10 protein-coding genes and 1 pseudogene are annotated in these 14,173 nt (G+C 74.2%); 5 read left to right on the forward strand and 6 right to left on the reverse strand.

All coding sequences use genetic code 11. The features are described 5' to 3' along the window. Positions 1–464 precede the first annotated feature (464 nt). The 4 genes from BJF77_RS06560 (at position 465) to BJF77_RS06575 (ending at position 5,088) form a co-directional block, all read left to right on the forward strand. Positions 465–2,042, forward strand: a complete 1,578-nt coding sequence (locus BJF77_RS06560; protein WP_075871677.1) for a YifB family Mg chelatase-like AAA ATPase — start codon at positions 465–467, stop codon at positions 2,040–2,042. Positions 2,043–2,080: 38 nt separating this feature from the next. Next, positions 2,081–3,307 (forward strand): DNA-processing protein DprA, encoded by a 1,227-nt coding sequence (locus tag BJF77_RS06565; protein ID WP_075871657.1) that lies wholly within the window; start codon positions 2,081–2,083, stop codon positions 3,305–3,307. Between the two features lie 9 nt (positions 3,308–3,316). Further along, the gene (locus BJF77_RS06570) at positions 3,317–4,267 is read left to right on the forward strand and encodes a tyrosine-type recombinase/integrase (RefSeq protein ID WP_075871658.1); all 951 of its coding nucleotides are present in this window, start codon (positions 3,317–3,319) and stop codon (positions 4,265–4,267) included. Between the two features lie 317 nt (positions 4,268–4,584). Continuing rightward, complete coding sequence (locus tag BJF77_RS06575; RefSeq protein WP_047805220.1) at positions 4,585–5,088, forward strand: DUF3145 domain-containing protein; 504 nt, start codon at positions 4,585–4,587, stop codon at positions 5,086–5,088. A 98-nt stretch (positions 5,089–5,186) separates the two neighbouring features. On the opposite strand, the pseudogene BJF77_RS06580 reads toward BJF77_RS06575, so the two are convergent. The 6 genes and pseudogenes from BJF77_RS06580 to aceE form a co-directional block, all read right to left on the reverse strand. After that, positions 5,187–6,445: pseudogene (locus BJF77_RS06580) on the reverse strand (beta-ketoacyl synthase). A 112-nt stretch (positions 6,446–6,557) separates the two neighbouring features. Then, positions 6,558–6,803: an acyl carrier protein gene (locus BJF77_RS06585; RefSeq protein ID WP_017833742.1), complete on the reverse strand. Its 246-nt coding sequence runs from the start codon at positions 6,801–6,803 to the stop codon at positions 6,558–6,560. Between the two features lie 207 nt (positions 6,804–7,010). Beyond that, the gene (locus BJF77_RS06590) at positions 7,011–8,078 is read right to left on the reverse strand and encodes a beta-ketoacyl-ACP synthase III (protein ID WP_075871659.1); all 1,068 of its coding nucleotides are present in this window, start codon (positions 8,076–8,078) and stop codon (positions 7,011–7,013) included. Positions 8,079–8,189: 111 nt separating this feature from the next. After that, positions 8,190–9,104, reverse strand: a complete 915-nt coding sequence (locus tag BJF77_RS06595; protein ID WP_047805223.1) for an ACP S-malonyltransferase — start codon at positions 9,102–9,104, stop codon at positions 8,190–8,192. 78 nt (positions 9,105–9,182) lie between these two features. After that, positions 9,183–10,457: a CdaR family transcriptional regulator gene (locus tag BJF77_RS06600; RefSeq protein ID WP_075871660.1), complete on the reverse strand. Its 1,275-nt coding sequence runs from the start codon at positions 10,455–10,457 to the stop codon at positions 9,183–9,185. Between the two features lie 107 nt (positions 10,458–10,564). Then, positions 10,565–13,303, reverse strand: a complete 2,739-nt coding sequence (gene aceE / locus BJF77_RS06605; RefSeq protein ID WP_075871661.1) for a pyruvate dehydrogenase (acetyl-transferring), homodimeric type — start codon at positions 13,301–13,303, stop codon at positions 10,565–10,567. A gap of 435 nt (positions 13,304–13,738) precedes the next feature. On the opposite strand from aceE, the gene BJF77_RS06610 reads away from it, so the two are divergent. Further along, a complete protein-coding gene (locus BJF77_RS06610; protein WP_047804578.1) occupies positions 13,739–14,155 on the forward strand; it encodes a DUF3052 domain-containing protein in 417 nt (138 codons plus the stop codon). Positions 14,156–14,173 lie beyond the last annotated feature (18 nt).

A 14,173-nucleotide genomic window follows, 5' to 3' on the forward strand; every position in this document is an offset into this window, starting at 1 on the left:
CTCCGCCCCGCCGCGCGCCGGGGGTGACGCCCAGTCCCACCCCGTCGGCGTCCTCGAGCCCCACTGCACGCCGGCCCTGGCCGCCGCCGCTGCAACCGGTCACCCGGGCCTCCCCGGACCCGGCCGGTCCCACGCCCTCCTCCCACCCCCACCCCACGCCCCGAGCCCACTCCGGAGCCCACGCCCTCGCCCTCGTCCTCGCTCCCCAGCTGGAGCTACCCGGCCTGATCCGCCGAGCGCCTCCACAGCGGGGCCGGCCGGTCCTCCCAGGACCGGGCTGCAGGGCGGAGCATGGCGGGCATGCACCCGAGCCGAGCACACCTCGCCGCCGACCCCGGCCCCGCCCGGTGCCGGCGTGACGCCGCTAATCCGCATCCCGGCCGACCACACGCCGCTCCCGGATGCGCCCGGACCGAGCGCGCCGCCGCCCCTCCCCCGTGCCGGGCGGGGGCGGGGCGGCGGTGATGGGCTTCGCGCGCACCTGGGCGGTGGCCCTCGTCGGGCTGGACGGGGCGATGGTCGAGGTCGAGGCCGACATCGGCCAGACCCTGCCCGCCTTCTCGATCGTCGGCCTGCCGGACGCGGCCCTCAACGAGGCGCGCGAGCGGCTGCGGGCCGCGGCGCGCAACAGCGGCATGCCGCTGAGCCCGCGCAAGCTCACGGTCAACCTGACCCCGGCGACCCTGCCCAAGCGCGGTTCGCTCTTCGACCTCGCCATCGTGCTGAGCGCCCTGCAGGCCGCCGGATCCGTGCCGGCGACCGGCCGCACCGTCTTCCTGGCCGAGCTCGGCCTCGACGGGGCGCTGCGACCGGTGCGCGGGATCCTGCCGGCGGTCATGGCGGCGGTGCGGGCCGGGCACGAGCGGATCGTCGTCTGCGAGGCCAACGCCGCCGAGGCCGCCCTGGTCCCCGGTGCCCGGGTGGCGGGCTACGGCTGCCTCGCCGAGGTGCTCGCCGCCGCCGGCGCCGATCCGCGAGGGCTGCACCGCCCCGCACCGGCCGCCCCCTCCGCCGTCGCCCCGTCCACGACCGAGCAGGGGGACCCGGGACCCGGCAGAGCGGTACCGGACGGGGTGGCCACGAGCCCCGACCTGGCCGACGTCGCCGGTCAGGAGGACGGCCGGCTGGCCCTGGAGATCGCCGCCGCGGGCGGGCACCACCTGCTCATGGTCGGCCCGCCCGGTTCCGGCAAGACGATGCTGGCCGAGCGCCTGCCTGGGCTGCTGCCCGACCTCGAGGACGACGCCGCCATGGAGGTGACCGCGATCCACTCCCTCGGCGGCTCCGCGCAGCGGCGGACCGCGCTGATCCGGCGCCCGCCCTTCGAAGCGCCGCACCACACGGTGTCCTCGGCGGCCCTGTGCGGGGGCGGGACGGGGATCCCGCGGCCCGGTGCCGCCTCTCGCGCACACCGCGGGGTGCTGTTCCTCGACGAGGCGCCGGAGTTCGACCGCGGCGTGATCGACGCCCTGCGCCAGCCCCTGGAGAGCGGGCGGGTGACGATCGACCGGGCGGTGGCCTCGGCGGTGTACCCGGCCCGGTTCCAGCTGGTGCTCGCCGCGAACCCCTGCCCGTGCGGACAGTCCGGAGGCCGCGGGGCGGACTGCACCTGCACCCCCCGGGTGCGCCGGTCGTACTTCGGCAAGCTCAGCGGCCCGCTGCTGGACCGCGTGGACCTGCAGATCACCGTGCCCAAGGTCTCCTACGGAGAGCTCGCCTCCGGGGCGGGCCGTGCGGAGCCGACGGCCGCCGTGGCCGCCCGGGTCGCCGCCGCCCGCGGCGCGCAGGCCGAACGCCTCCGCCGGCTGGGCCTGCGCACCAACGCCGAGCTCGGCACCGCTCTCCTGCACGGGCCCCTGCGGCCGCCGCGGGCCGTCACCGCGCCGCTGGAGCGGGCGATGGACCGGGGGGCGCTGACGGCCCGGGGGCACCAGCGGGTGCTGCGCGTCGCCTGGACGCTCGCGGACCTCGACGGCCGCGGCGCGCCGGCGGTGGAGGACGTGGACACCGCCCTGTACTTCCGCTCGCTCGTGCCCGCCTGACCGCGGCACCGACCCGACCGCACTGAAGAGGACCGCCCATGCACCCCGCCCCTACCGCTCCCCGCCCCGCCGGCGACGGCGTGCGGCTGGCCCGCGCCGGGCTCTGCCGCCTCGTGGAGCCCACGGACCCCACCGCCATGCTGCTGCTGGCCACCCTCGGACCGGTCGCGGCCCTGGAGATCGCCGCCGGCCGGCGCCCGATCCGCGCGGCCGAGCACGTCGCCCTCGTCCGGGGCGCGGCGGAGGCCGGGTACGGTCCCCGGCAGGTCGACCTGCGCCGCGCACTGGAGCGCTGGGCCGGCCGCGCCGCCGGCCTGGACCCCGCCGCGGACCTCGCCACGGCCGCCCGGGCCGGGGCGTGGTACGCGGTGCCGGAGGACCCGGACTGGCCGGAGGCGCTGGCGGACCTGGGGCTGTTCCAGCCGATCGGGCTGTGGGGCCGGGGCCGGCGCGGGCTCCTGCGGTTCCCCGCCCGCCGCGCGGTGGCCGTGGTCGGCTCCCGCGACTGCTCCGGCTACGGCCGCGGGATCGCCCTGGACCTCGCCGGTGCGCTGGCCTCGCGCGGCTGGACCGTGGTCTCCGGCGGCGCCTACGGCATCGACCAGGCCGCCCACACCGCCGCCCTGGCCACCGGCACGGGCGCCCCGCCCACGGTCTCGGTCATGGCCTGCGGCATCGACAGGCTCTATCCGCCCGGCAACGACGAGCTGCTCCGCGGCGTCGAGGCCTCGGGGCTGCTGCTGTGCGAGGCGTCGCCGGGGTGCACGCCCAGTCGATACCGCTTTCTGCAGCGCAACCGGATCATCGCCGCCCTCGCGGCGGGGACCGTGGTCGTCGAGGCCCGGTGGCGCTCGGGCGCCCAGAACACCGCCCACCACGCGGACGGCCTCAGCCGCCCCGTGGGCGCCGTCCCCGGCAGCGTCCTCGCGGGGACCTCCGCCGGGTGCCACCGCCTGGTCCGGGAGGGCAGCGCCGTGCTGGTCACCGACGTCGATGACGTGCTCGAGCTGCTCCAGCCGCTGGGCGCCGCCGCGGCGGCCACCGACCCCGCCGACGCCGCGGAGGGGCCGGCCGCGGTGGTCGACGGCCTCTCCCAGCCCGACCGCGTGCTGCTGGACGCCCTGCCGCTGTCGGCGCGCAGCCGCCCGGACCGCCTCGTGCGGGTCGCCGGTCTGTCCGCGCGCGAGGTCCTCGGCGGACTGCACCGGCTCGAGGAGCGCGGGCTGGCCGAGGGGTCGGAGGAGGGCTGGCGCCGACGTCGCTAGACTCCCCCCATGAGCACCGCTCCCGCTCCGCTGCCGACGGCCGTGACCCGCGCCCTGGAGCGGTACGCGGAGCACCTGCGGCACGAGAAGGCGCGCAGTCCCCGCACCGTCGGCGCCTACACCTCGGACCTGCGGGCGCTGTTCGCCTGGCTGCACGAGCGCTATGCCGTGGCCACGCCCGCGGCCGTGGACCTGGACATGCTGCGGGCGTGGCTGGCCACGCGGCACGCAGGCGGCGCGGGTCGCTCCTCGATGGCGCGCTGGACGGCCTCGGTCCGCGGCTTCTTCGGCTGGGCCGCCGCCAACGGTCTCGTGGGCGCCGACCCGAGCCTGCGGCTCGCGGCCCCCCGGCGGCAGCGCCACCTCCCGGACGTCGTGCCCGCCGACGGGATGCGGGCGCTGCTCGACGATCTCGCCGGGCGCGCCGCGGACCCGGGCGCCGCCGGGCCCGAGGGCGCCCTGCGCGCGCGGGACCGGGCGCTCCTGGAGCTGCTCTACGCCACGGGCGCCCGGGTGAGCGAGCTCGCGGGCGCCGACGTCGACGACCTCGACCGCAACCGGCGGGTGCTCACCGTGATCGGCAAGGGCGACAAGCAGCGCACCGTGCCCTTCGGGCGCCCCGCCGACGAGGCGCTGCAGATCTGGCTGGCCCGGAGGCCGCTGCTGGCAACGGCCGGGAGCGGGCCGGCGCTCTTCCTCGGGTCCCGGGGCGGTCGGATCGACGTCCGCCAGGTCCGCCGGGTCGTGGAGCGCGAGCTCGGCACGGTCCCGGACACCGCGGCGCGCGGGCCCCACGCGCTGCGCCACTCCGCCGCCACCCACCTCGTGGACGGCGGCGCTGACCTGCGCACCGTGCAGGAGCTGCTGGGCCACGCCTCCGTGGCCACCACGCAGATCTACACGCACGTCTCCGTGGACCGGCTCGGAGCGGTGTACCGCCAGGCCCACCCGCGCGCCTGAGGCCGCGCCTGCGTCCGCGGCGAGCCGGCGCCGACGGCCGCGCGACGTCGCACAGGTTGACGGCCCCGGAAACCGTGCAGTTTAATGAGATGCGTAGTGTATCCACCGCTCCGGACCGCCCGGCAGGTCGCGGACCGGGACGGCGGGTACGGCACCGGGCCGACCGGACGCCGTGCGGGCCTCGAATCCCTGCGGTGCACGGGCCGGCCGCACAATCGCATCGCCCGGGAGCGGCCCGCACACCGCGACCCGGCGGGTGGGGCCGTTGCCGTGCAGGGCGTCGGGGAAGACGTACCTACACGACGGAGGAGCAGGTCATGTCTTCACCCACCACGCGCGGAGTGCTCTACGTGCACTCCGCGCCACAGGCGCTGTGCCCGCACATCCAGTGGGCGCTGGAGTCGGTCGCGCGCCAGCGCACGGAGCTGGAGTGGACCCAGCAGAACGCCGAGCCGGGCACCGTGCGCGCCGAGCTGGAGTGGTCGGGCCCCGCCGGCACCGGCGCGCTGCTGGCCTCCGCCCTGCGCACGATGGGCCGGCTCCGGTTCGAGGTGACGGAGAACCCCTCCCGCGGCCACGACGGCGCGCGCTGGTCCTTCACCCCGGACCTCGGGATCTTCCACGCCACCACCGACGCCGCCGGCAACATCATGGTCTCCGAGGACCGGATCCGCTACGCCTACGAGACCGCGGCCGGCAATCCGCTGCTCGTGATCAACGAGCTCTCGCTCGCCCTCGGCGAGGCCTGGGACGAGGAGCTGGAGCCGTTCCGGCACGCCGCGGAGGGCGCTCCGGTGCGCTGGCTGCACCGGGTCGGCTGAGCGCACCCGGTCCCGCTCCGCCTCCGAGGGACCGGACACGCCACGAGGGTCGCCCCGCGATGCGGGGCGACCCTCGTGGCGTGTGCCGGGCGGACCGGTCAGACGGTGCGGAACGCGGCGACGGCGTTGTGCCCGCCGAAGCCGAAGGAGTTCGACACGGCGACGAAGTCCCCGCCCGGCAGGTCCCGGGCGTCCGTGACGACGTCGAGGTCGATCTCCGGGTCCTGGTTCTCCAGGTTGATGGTGCACGGGGCGGTGCGGTGGTGCACGGCGAGGACGGTCAGCACGGCCTCCACGGCACCGGAGCCGCCCAGGAGGTGCCCGGTCATGGACTTGGTGGCGGAGACGCACATGTCGTCCACGGCCGAGCCGAAGGCGCGCCGCAGGGCACCGGCCTCGGGGGCGTCGCCCCGGGGAGTGGAGGTGGCGTGGGCGTTGACGTGCTTGACGTCGCCCGGCGCGAACCCGCCGGTCTGCATGGCCTCGTCGAGGGCGCGGGCGGCGCCGCGGCCCTCGTCGTCGGGCGCGGTGATGTGGTAGGCGTCGGAGGTCAGGCCGGCTCCGGCCAGCTCCGCGTAGACGCGGGCGCCGCGGGCCTTGGCGTGCTCCTCCGACTCGAGCACCACGGCGCCGGCTCCCTCGCCCATCACGAAGCCGTCGCGGGCCGTGTCGTAGGGCCGGGACGCGCGCTCGGGCTCGTCGTTGCGCTTGGACAGCGCCTGCATCGAGGAGAACGCGGCGATGGTCACGGGGTGGATCGCGGACTCGGCCCCGCCGACCACCACGAGGTCGGCCTTCCCGGAGCGGATGAGGTTCATGCCCTGGTAGAAGGCCTCCGTGCCGGAGGCGCAGGCCGAGACGGGGGTGATCGAGGCGGCGCGGGCCTTGAGGTCCATGCCGACGGCAGCGGCGTTGCCGTTGGGCATGAGCATCGGCACGGTCAGCGGCATGACGCGGCGGGCCCCGCGCTTCTGCAGGGTGTCGTAGGCGTCGAGCAGGGTCCAGACCCCGCCGATGCCGGTGCCGAAGGCGACGGCGAAACGGTCGGGGTCGACCTCCGCGGAGTCCTCGGCGTTGGGGCCGGAGAACCCGGCGTCCGCCCAGGCCTCGCGGGCGGCGATGACGGACAGCTGCCCCGAGGGGTCCAGGCGCTTGGCCTCGACGCGGGAGAGCACCTCGCCGGCGGGGGTCGAGACCGGCGCGGCGATCCGCACGCCGAGATCGTAGGTGTCCACCCAGTCGTGCTCGATGGCGCGGACACCGGAGCGCCGGTGGTGGCGCTGCGCCACAGCTCGGGGACGGTGCCACCGATCGGGGTGGTGGCACCGAGACCGGTGACGACTACTTTGCGGGTCATGACTGCACTTCCTCGTGTCCTGGGATGAAGCGGTGGGCGGCCCGCCCGGGGGCGGGTCGGCGGGACGCGGCGGTTCCTGCGCCCCGCCGCGTCCCGCTGACGACCGGCCGAGTCAGGCCTGGGCGTTGTCGATGAAGTTGACGGCGTCCTCGACGGTCTTGAGGTTCTTGACCTCCTCGTCGGGGATGGTCACGTCGAACTTCTCCTCGGCGTTGACCACGATGGTCATCATCGAGATGGAGTCGATGTCCAGGTCCTCGGTGAAGGACTTGTCGAGCTGGACCGCCTCGGTCTCCAGACCGGTCTCCTCGTTGACGATCTCCGCCAGGCCGGTCAGGATTTCCTCTTTGCTCGCCATAGTGTGGCTTCCTTTCTGTGCGGCTGCCGGGGCAGCCGGTGGTGACGGGCGCTCCCGGTCGGGTGCCGGGCGCATCTGTCCCGGTCAGGCCGTGCGGCCGGGCCGGGGGACAACGGGTGTGCGGTTCAACCCTACGACGAGTCGCAGAGGCCCCGCGCCGGATCCGACACGTGCCCGGACCAGGATCCGGGCACGTGCCGCCGGGGATCAGGGGAGGACGACGACCTGCGCCCCGTAGACCAGGCCGGCGCCGAAGCCGATCTGCAGGGCCAGCTTGCCGGACAGCTCCGGGTGCTCGGCGAGCAGCCGGTGCGTGGCCAGCGGCACGGAGGCGGCGGAGGTGTTGCCGGCGTCGGCGATGTCGCGGGCGATGACCACGGAGTCCGGCAGCTTCAGCGTCTTGGCCATCTGGTCGATGATGCGCATGTTCGCCTGGTGCGGGATGAAGGCCCCGAGGTCCTCGGGCCCCACGCCGGCGACGTCCATGGCCTCCTGGGCCCGCTTGGCGACCTCCCACGAGGCCCAGCGGAAGACCGTCTGCCCGTCCTGGCGCAGCGTGGGCCACAGGGTCGCGTCCTCGCGCACCTCACCGGTCTCCGGATCGAGGAGGTCGGGGGAGGGCGTGCGCTCCCGGCCCTGCTCCACGGCGCGGACGTCCGTGAGCGGGTGGGTCATCCGGATGGCGTCCCACTTGGAGCCGTCCGAGCCCCACACGGACGGGCCGATGCCGGGGGTCTCGGAACGGCCGACCACCGCCGCGCCGGCGCCGTCGCCGAGCAGGAACGAGATGGAGCGCTCGCTGTTGTCGATGACGTCGGAGAGCTTCTCCACACCGATGACCAGCACGTAGTCGGCCGCCCCGGAGCGCACCAGGGCGTCGGCCTGGGCGATGCCGTAGCAGTAGCCGGCGCAGGCCGCGGAGATGTCGAAGGCGGGCGCCGGAGTGGCTCCCAGCCGCTCCGCGAGGGCCGCGGCCGCGGAGGGGGTGAGGTAGGGGAAGGAGATCGTGGAGACGATCACCCCGCCCAGCTGCGAGGCCTCGATCCCGGCGGCGGCCAGCGCCTCGCGGGCGGCGTGCTCGGACATGTCCAGCACGCTCACCTCCTCGGCGGCGCGGTGCCGGGTCCTGATGCCGGTGCGCTGCTGGATCCACTCGTCGGAGGACTCGATCCACTGGCACACGTCGTCGTTGGTCACGACCACGTCCGGGCGGTAGACCCCGAGGCCGAGGATGCGGGAGTGCGCGTTGTTCTGCTGCTGCTTCAGGGTCACCACAGGGGTCGTTGCTCCTTCGTGCGGCCGGGCGCGGCGGTCGGGCCTGCTGGGCGGGGCGGGGCGGCTGCTCCGGCCTCGGGACGTGCTGCGCACCGGGTGCGCAGGCGGACGTCAGACAAGAATACTCCGGGCCTGCGCCAGGTCCTCGGCGGAGTTCACGGCCAGGGCCGGCACGCCCTTCATGGCGCGCTTGGCCAGGCCGACCAGGGTCCCGGCCGGCGGCAGCTCGATCAGCTGCTCGACGCCGCGCTCCAGCAGCGTCTGCGTGCACAGGTCCCAGCGGACCGGGCGGCAGACCTGGGCCACGAGCGCGTCGAGGGCCGCCGCGCCGGAGGCCACGGGGGCGCCGTCGGCGTTGGAGAGCAGCGGGTGCACGGGGTCGGCGGGGGAGAGGTCCGCCACGAGCTCGCGGAGGGGCCCGAGGGCGGGGGCCATGTGCTCGGTGTGGAACGCCCCGGCGACCTTCAGGGGCACGACGCGGGCCCGGGCGGGCGGGTGCTCGGCGAGGGCGGCGAGCTGCTCGAGGGTGCCGGCGGCGACGGTCTGCCCGCCGCCGTTGGCGTTGGCGGCGGTGAGCCCGGCCGCCCGGATCGCGTCGCGGACCTCGTCCTCCTTGCCGCCCAGGACGGCGCTCATGCCGGTGGGCAGGGCCGCGGCGGCCTCCGCCATGGCGTTGGCGCGGGTCCGGACGAACGCCATGGCGTCCTCCTCGGTGAGGACCCCGGCCAGGGCGGCGGCGGTGATCTCCCCGACGGAGTGCCCGGCGAGGACCAGGTCCTCCCGCCCGGCGCCGATGCGGTCGGCCAGCAGGCGGCCGGCCACGAGCCCGGCGGCCACGATGAGCGGCTGGGCCACGGCGGTGTCCTTGATGGTCTCCTCGTCCGCCTCGGTCCCGTAGTGCACGAGGTCCAACCCGGCGGCCTCGCCCAGCCGCTCGAGGTGGGGGCGCACGCCGTCGAGGGCGAGCCACTCGGTGAGGAAGCCGGGTTTCTGGGAGCCCTGTCCGGGGCAGACGATCGCGATCACCCTGACAGCTTGGCAAGGAAGCGCCGTGCGGCGCGGGCGCGGAGACCACCAACCCGCGCGGCGGTGTTTGTAGGGAAGCTACAAGACCGGTGCCGGGGCGGGGGCGGAGGTGTCGAGCGGCGCGCAGGAGTCGGCCAGCCGCCCGGCGAGCAGGGCGCAGTGCAGCACGAACGCGTCCCGCGGGACGAGGGGGTCCCAGCCGGTGAGGTCGCAGATCCGGCGCAGCCGGTAGCGGACCGTGTTCGCGTGCACGAACAGCTCCCGGGCGGTGGCCTCCAGGGAGTGGCCCACGGAGACGTAGGCCGAGAGGGTCTCCGCCAGCCCGGTGGCCGATCGGGTCAGCGGCCGGTAGACCGACTCGACCATCGCCGCGCGCGCCGCCTCGTCCCCGGCCATGGCCCGCTCGGGCCACAGGTCCTCGGAGTGCACCGGGCGCGGCGCGGCCGGCCAGGCCGGAGCCACGGACAGGGCCGCGTGGGCGAGCCGGGCGGACCGGCCCGCCTCGAAGATGGTGGGGGACTCCGGGCCGTAGGCGACCGGTCCGGGACCGAACGCGGCGGTGAGCTTCTCCAGGGCGGTCTCCCGGTCCACCAGACCGCCGAGGATGAGCACCAGCCGGTCGCCCTGGATGGAGACGAGGGAGTCCTGCGCGTGGCGGGCGGCGAGCCGCCGCAGCCGGGCGACCGTGGCGGGGCCGGTGGCCTCCGGTGCGGAGCCGGTGAGCACGGTGACCGGGCCGGTCGAGGCCCAGCCCAGGGCCGCGACACGGGAGCGCAGGGAGTCGGAGTGCTCGCCCCGCAGGATCCCGTCCACGACCAGGGACTCCAGCCGGGCGTCCCAGGACCCCCGGTTCTCGGCGGCCCGCGCGTAGACGTCGGCGGCGGCGAAGGCGATCTCCCTCGAGTACCGCAGCACGGCCTCGCGCAGCGCGGCCTCGTCGTGGTGCTTGGCGAGCTCGGGAACCTTCTCCTCGACCACGTCGACCACGATCCGCAGCAGCTGCAGCGCGTGCTGCAGCGAGATGGAGCGGGTCAGCTCGGTCGGGGCGCTGCGGAAGACCTGGGTGAGCACCCACAGGGGCTCCTCCGGGTCCTCGTACCAGCGCACGAACGAGGAGATGCCGCGCTGGGCCACCAGGCCCAGCTCGGAGCGCTCGTCGGCGCGCAGTTCCTCGAACCAGCCGAGGTCCGTCTCGAGACGGCGGGTGGCGACCGTGGAGATCGCCCCCAGGTTCGCCTTGAGGTTCTCGAGCGTCTTGGGGTGCGGCGGGGTGACGGGACGGGACTTGTCGGTGGGCCGCTTGCGCGAGGGGCGCAGCCAGCGCGCCGTCGGGTTCCCGTCCTGTCCTGCCATGCCCCGAGCTTAGAGCACGCTCCCGCCCCCGCCCGACCGTGACGACGACGGCGCCCCGGCCACCCGAGCGGGTGGCCGGGGCGCCGTCGGGCGCCGGTGGGCTCGGCTCAGGCGTCGCCGCCGGCGTTGCCCGAGGTCCCGGCGTTGACGTCGTGCAGGCGGTACTTCTCGATCGCCTCGCCCGGGGTGCGCCAGTCGACCTCGCCCCGCTTGGCGAGCATCTCGAGCGCGCGCACCACCATGGAGTGCGAGTCCACGTGGAAGAAGCGGCGGGCGCCCTGGCGCGTGTCGGCGAAGCCGAACCCGTCGGTGCCGAGGGACGCGAACTCGTTGGGCACGAACTGGCGGATCATGTCCGGCAGGTCCGAGCTGAAGTCCGAGGACGCGACGATCGGCCCGGTCGCCCCGGCGAGCTGCTGGGCCACGAACGGCGTCCGGGTCCCCTCGCCCGGGTTGAGGAACGACTCCTTCTCCGCGGCGAGCCCGTCACGGCGCAGCTCGACCCACGAGGTGACCGACCACACGTCGGCGGAGACGCCCCAGTCCTCGGCGAGGATCCGCTGGGCGTCCAGGGCCCACGGCACGGCCACGCCGGAGGCGAGCAGCTGGGTGCGGGGCCCGTCCTTCTCGGCGGGCTTGAGCAGGTAGATGCCCTTGAGGATGCCCTCGACGTCCACGTCCTCCGGCTCGGCCGGCTGCTGGTAGGGCTCGTTGTAGACCGTCAGGTAGTACATGACGTCGTGGTCCTCGTCACGGCTCCCGTACATGTGCTCGATCCCGCGCCGGACGATGTGGGCGATCTCGTAGCCGTAGGCCGGGTCGTAGTGGACCACCGCGGGGTTGGTCGAGGCCAGGATCGGGGAGTGCCCGTCCGCGTGCTGGAGCCCCTCGCCCGTGAGCGTGGTCCGCCCGGCGGTCGCGCCGATGAGGAATCCGCGGGTCAGCTGGTCGGCGGCCGCCCAGAACTCGTCGGCCGTGCGCTGGAAGCCGAACATCGAGTAGTAGATGTAGACCGGGATCATCGGCTCGCCGTGGGTGGCGTAGGAGGTGCCGGCGGCGGTGAACGCCGCGCTCGCCCCGGCCTCGTTGATCCCCGGGTGGAGGATGACGCCCTGCACGGACTCCTTGTAGGCGAGCATGAGCTCGCGGTCCACGGAGAGGTAGTTCTGCCCGTTGGGGTTGTAGATCTTCGCCGTGGGGAAGAACGAGTCCATCCCGAAGGTGCGGGCCTCGTCCGGGATGATCGGCACGATCCGGTGGCCGAAGTCCTTCTCCCGCAGCAGGTCCTTGAGGATGCGCACGAAGGCCATGGTCGTGGCGGCCATCTGCTTGCCCGAGCCCTTCTTGGCCGACTTGTAGGCGGCGTCGGTGGGCAGCGTGATCTTCTGCTGCTGGTGCGGGCGGTCCGGGACGAACCCGCCCAGCTCCTTGCGCCGCTCGAGCAGGTACTTGATCTCCGGGGAGTCCTTGCCCGGGTGGTAGTACGGGGCGTTGTAGAGGTCCTTTTCGATCTGCTCGTCGGAGACCGGGATGCGCAGGTGGTCGCGGAAGGCCTTGAGGTCCTCCAGCGTCAGCTTCTTCATCTGGTGGGTGGCGTTGCGCGCCTCGAAGTGGCTGCCCAGCCCGTAGCCCTTGACGCCCTGGGCCAGGATGACGGTCGGCTGGCCCTTGTGCTCCATGGCGGCCTTGTAGGCGGCGTAGACCTTGTGGTAGTCGTGCGCGCCGCGCTTGAGCTCCCAGATCTCGTCGTCGCTCATGTCCGCGACGAGCTCCTTGGTGGCCGGGGACTTGCCGAAGAAGTGGTCGCGGATGAACCCGCCGGACTCGGCCTTGTAGGTCTGGTAGTCGCCGTCCAGGGTCTCGTTCATGATCCGGACCAGCTCACCGTCCCGGTCCTTGGTTAGCAGCTGGTCCCACTCCCGGCCCCACAGGACCTTGATGACGTTCCATCCGGCGCCGCGGAAGAAGGCCTCCAGCTCCTGGACGATCTTGCCGTTGCCGCGCACCGGCCCGTCCAGGCGCTGCAGGTTGCAGTTGACCACGAAGGTGAGGTTGTCCAGCTTGTCGTTGGCGGCCAGCTGCAGCGCGCCGCGGCTCTCCACCTCGTCCATCTCGCCGTCGCCCAGGAACGCCCAGACGTGCTGGTCGGAGGTGTCCTTGATCCCGCGGTTGTCCAGGTAGCGGTTGAACTGGGCCTGGTAGATCGCGTTGAGCGGGCCGATGCCCATGGACACGGTGGGGAACTGCCAGAAGTCCGGCATGGACCGCGGGTGGGGGTAGGACGACAGGCCGTGGGGCGCCTTGGTCTTCTCCTGGCGGAACGCGTCCAGCTGCTCCTCGGTGAGCCGCCCCTCCAGGTAGGCGCGCGCGTAGTTGCCCGGGGCCGAGTGGCCCTGCCAGAACACCTGGTCGCCGCCGCCGGGGTGCTCGGGGCCGCGGAAGAAGTGGTTGAGCCCCACCTCGTAGAGGGTCGCCACACCGGCGTAGGAGGAGATGTGCCCGCCCACCCCGATCTCGGGGCGCTGGGCGCGGTGCACCATCACGGCCGCGTTCCAGCGGAGGTACGCGCGGTAGCGCCGCTCGACCTCCTCGTCGCCGGGGAACTCCGGCTCCTGGTCCACGGGGATCGAGTTGACGTAGTCCGTGGTGGTCACCATCGGCACGCCCACGCTCTTGGCGCCGGCGTGCTGGAGCAGGGCGCGCATGATGTACTGCGCCCGTTCCGTGCCCTGCGTCTCGATCAGGCCCTCGAAGGACTCGATCCACTCCCGGGTCTCCTCGGTGTCGGAGTCCTTGAAGTTGTTGGTCAAGCCACTGAGGATGTGGTGGTTGCTGGATGAAGGCACGTTGAACCTCTCTTCGTCGAGTTGCCGGGCGGAACCCGGGCGAGCGCACGCGCGAGCGCGGCCGGGCCGTTCCGACAGTCTCAAAATACCCGCCGACCGCTCCGCTTCCCGGGCGCCACCCGCGGGGGTGGGGCGTCCGGGGACCGGCCCGCCGTGCGGATCGCGCCGGCGGGGTGTTCCAGGCGTACGGGGTGTCTGTTGGCACCATGTTTCCACACCCGGGACCGACCGTCACACGCGGGCGCGGCCCACGATTCGGGGGGACGTCACCGTGCGGGAGCTTGAAAGACACCCTGATCCGGTGTTGTCTGGGAGATGAAGCCGGTATCCGGCCCGCCACCGTGCCCCCGCGGTCCGCCGACGGGCAGGCGGAGCCCCGCACCGGTACGCAGTGCGCGGTCGCTCGTCGGCCCGATCCCAGAAGGAGCAAGAACAGTGAGCGAGGCCAAGACCACCGCGGGCGACGCGGTAGTCCAGCTCGGTTTCAAGGATGGCGACTACATCCAGGAGTTCGGATACGACGAGGACGTCGACCTCGACCTGAGGGAGGGCATCGAGGACCTGATCGGTTCCGACCTGCTCGACGAGGAGGACCAGGAGGTCGTCGACGCCGTGCTGCTGTGGTTCCGCGAGGGCGACGGCGACCTCGTGGACACCCTGGTGGACGTGCAGACCACCCTGGACGACGGAGGCGTGGTGTGGGTGCTGACCCCCAAGGCCGGGCGCGACGGCTACGTGCCGCCCGCCGAGGTCCAGGAAGCGGCTCCCACGGCGGGGCTGCACGTGACCACGACCGCGCGGGTCAGCGCGGACTGGGCCGCGACCCGCCTGATGCCCAAGCGCAACGTCTGAGCACGCGCCCCGGCGTCC

The sequence above is a fragment of the Kocuria sp. CNJ-770 genome (assembly GCF_001942375.1).
Lineage (GTDB): Bacteria > Actinomycetota > Actinomycetes > Actinomycetales > Micrococcaceae > Kocuria > Kocuria oceani.

What these genes read in the sequence shown, in the direction of transcription:
- BJF77_RS06565 (WP_075871657.1), top strand. Translation starts at nt 2,081, where the DNA reads ATGCACCCCGCCCCTACCGCTCCCCGCCCCGCCGGCGACGGCGTGCGG.
- BJF77_RS06570 (WP_075871658.1), top strand. Translation starts at nt 3,317, where the DNA reads ATGAGCACCGCTCCCGCTCCGCTGCCGACGGCCGTGACCCGCGCCCTG.
- BJF77_RS06560 (WP_075871677.1), top strand. Translation starts at nt 465, where the DNA reads ATGGGCTTCGCGCGCACCTGGGCGGTGGCCCTCGTCGGGCTGGACGGG.
- BJF77_RS06585 (WP_017833742.1), bottom strand. Translation starts at nt 6,803, where the DNA reads ATGGCGAGCAAAGAGGAAATCCTGACCGGCCTGGCGGAGATCGTCAAC.
- BJF77_RS06575 (WP_047805220.1), top strand. Translation starts at nt 4,585, where the DNA reads ATGTCTTCACCCACCACGCGCGGAGTGCTCTACGTGCACTCCGCGCCA.
- BJF77_RS06600 (WP_075871660.1), bottom strand. Translation starts at nt 10,457, where the DNA reads ATGGCAGGACAGGACGGGAACCCGACGGCGCGCTGGCTGCGCCCCTCG.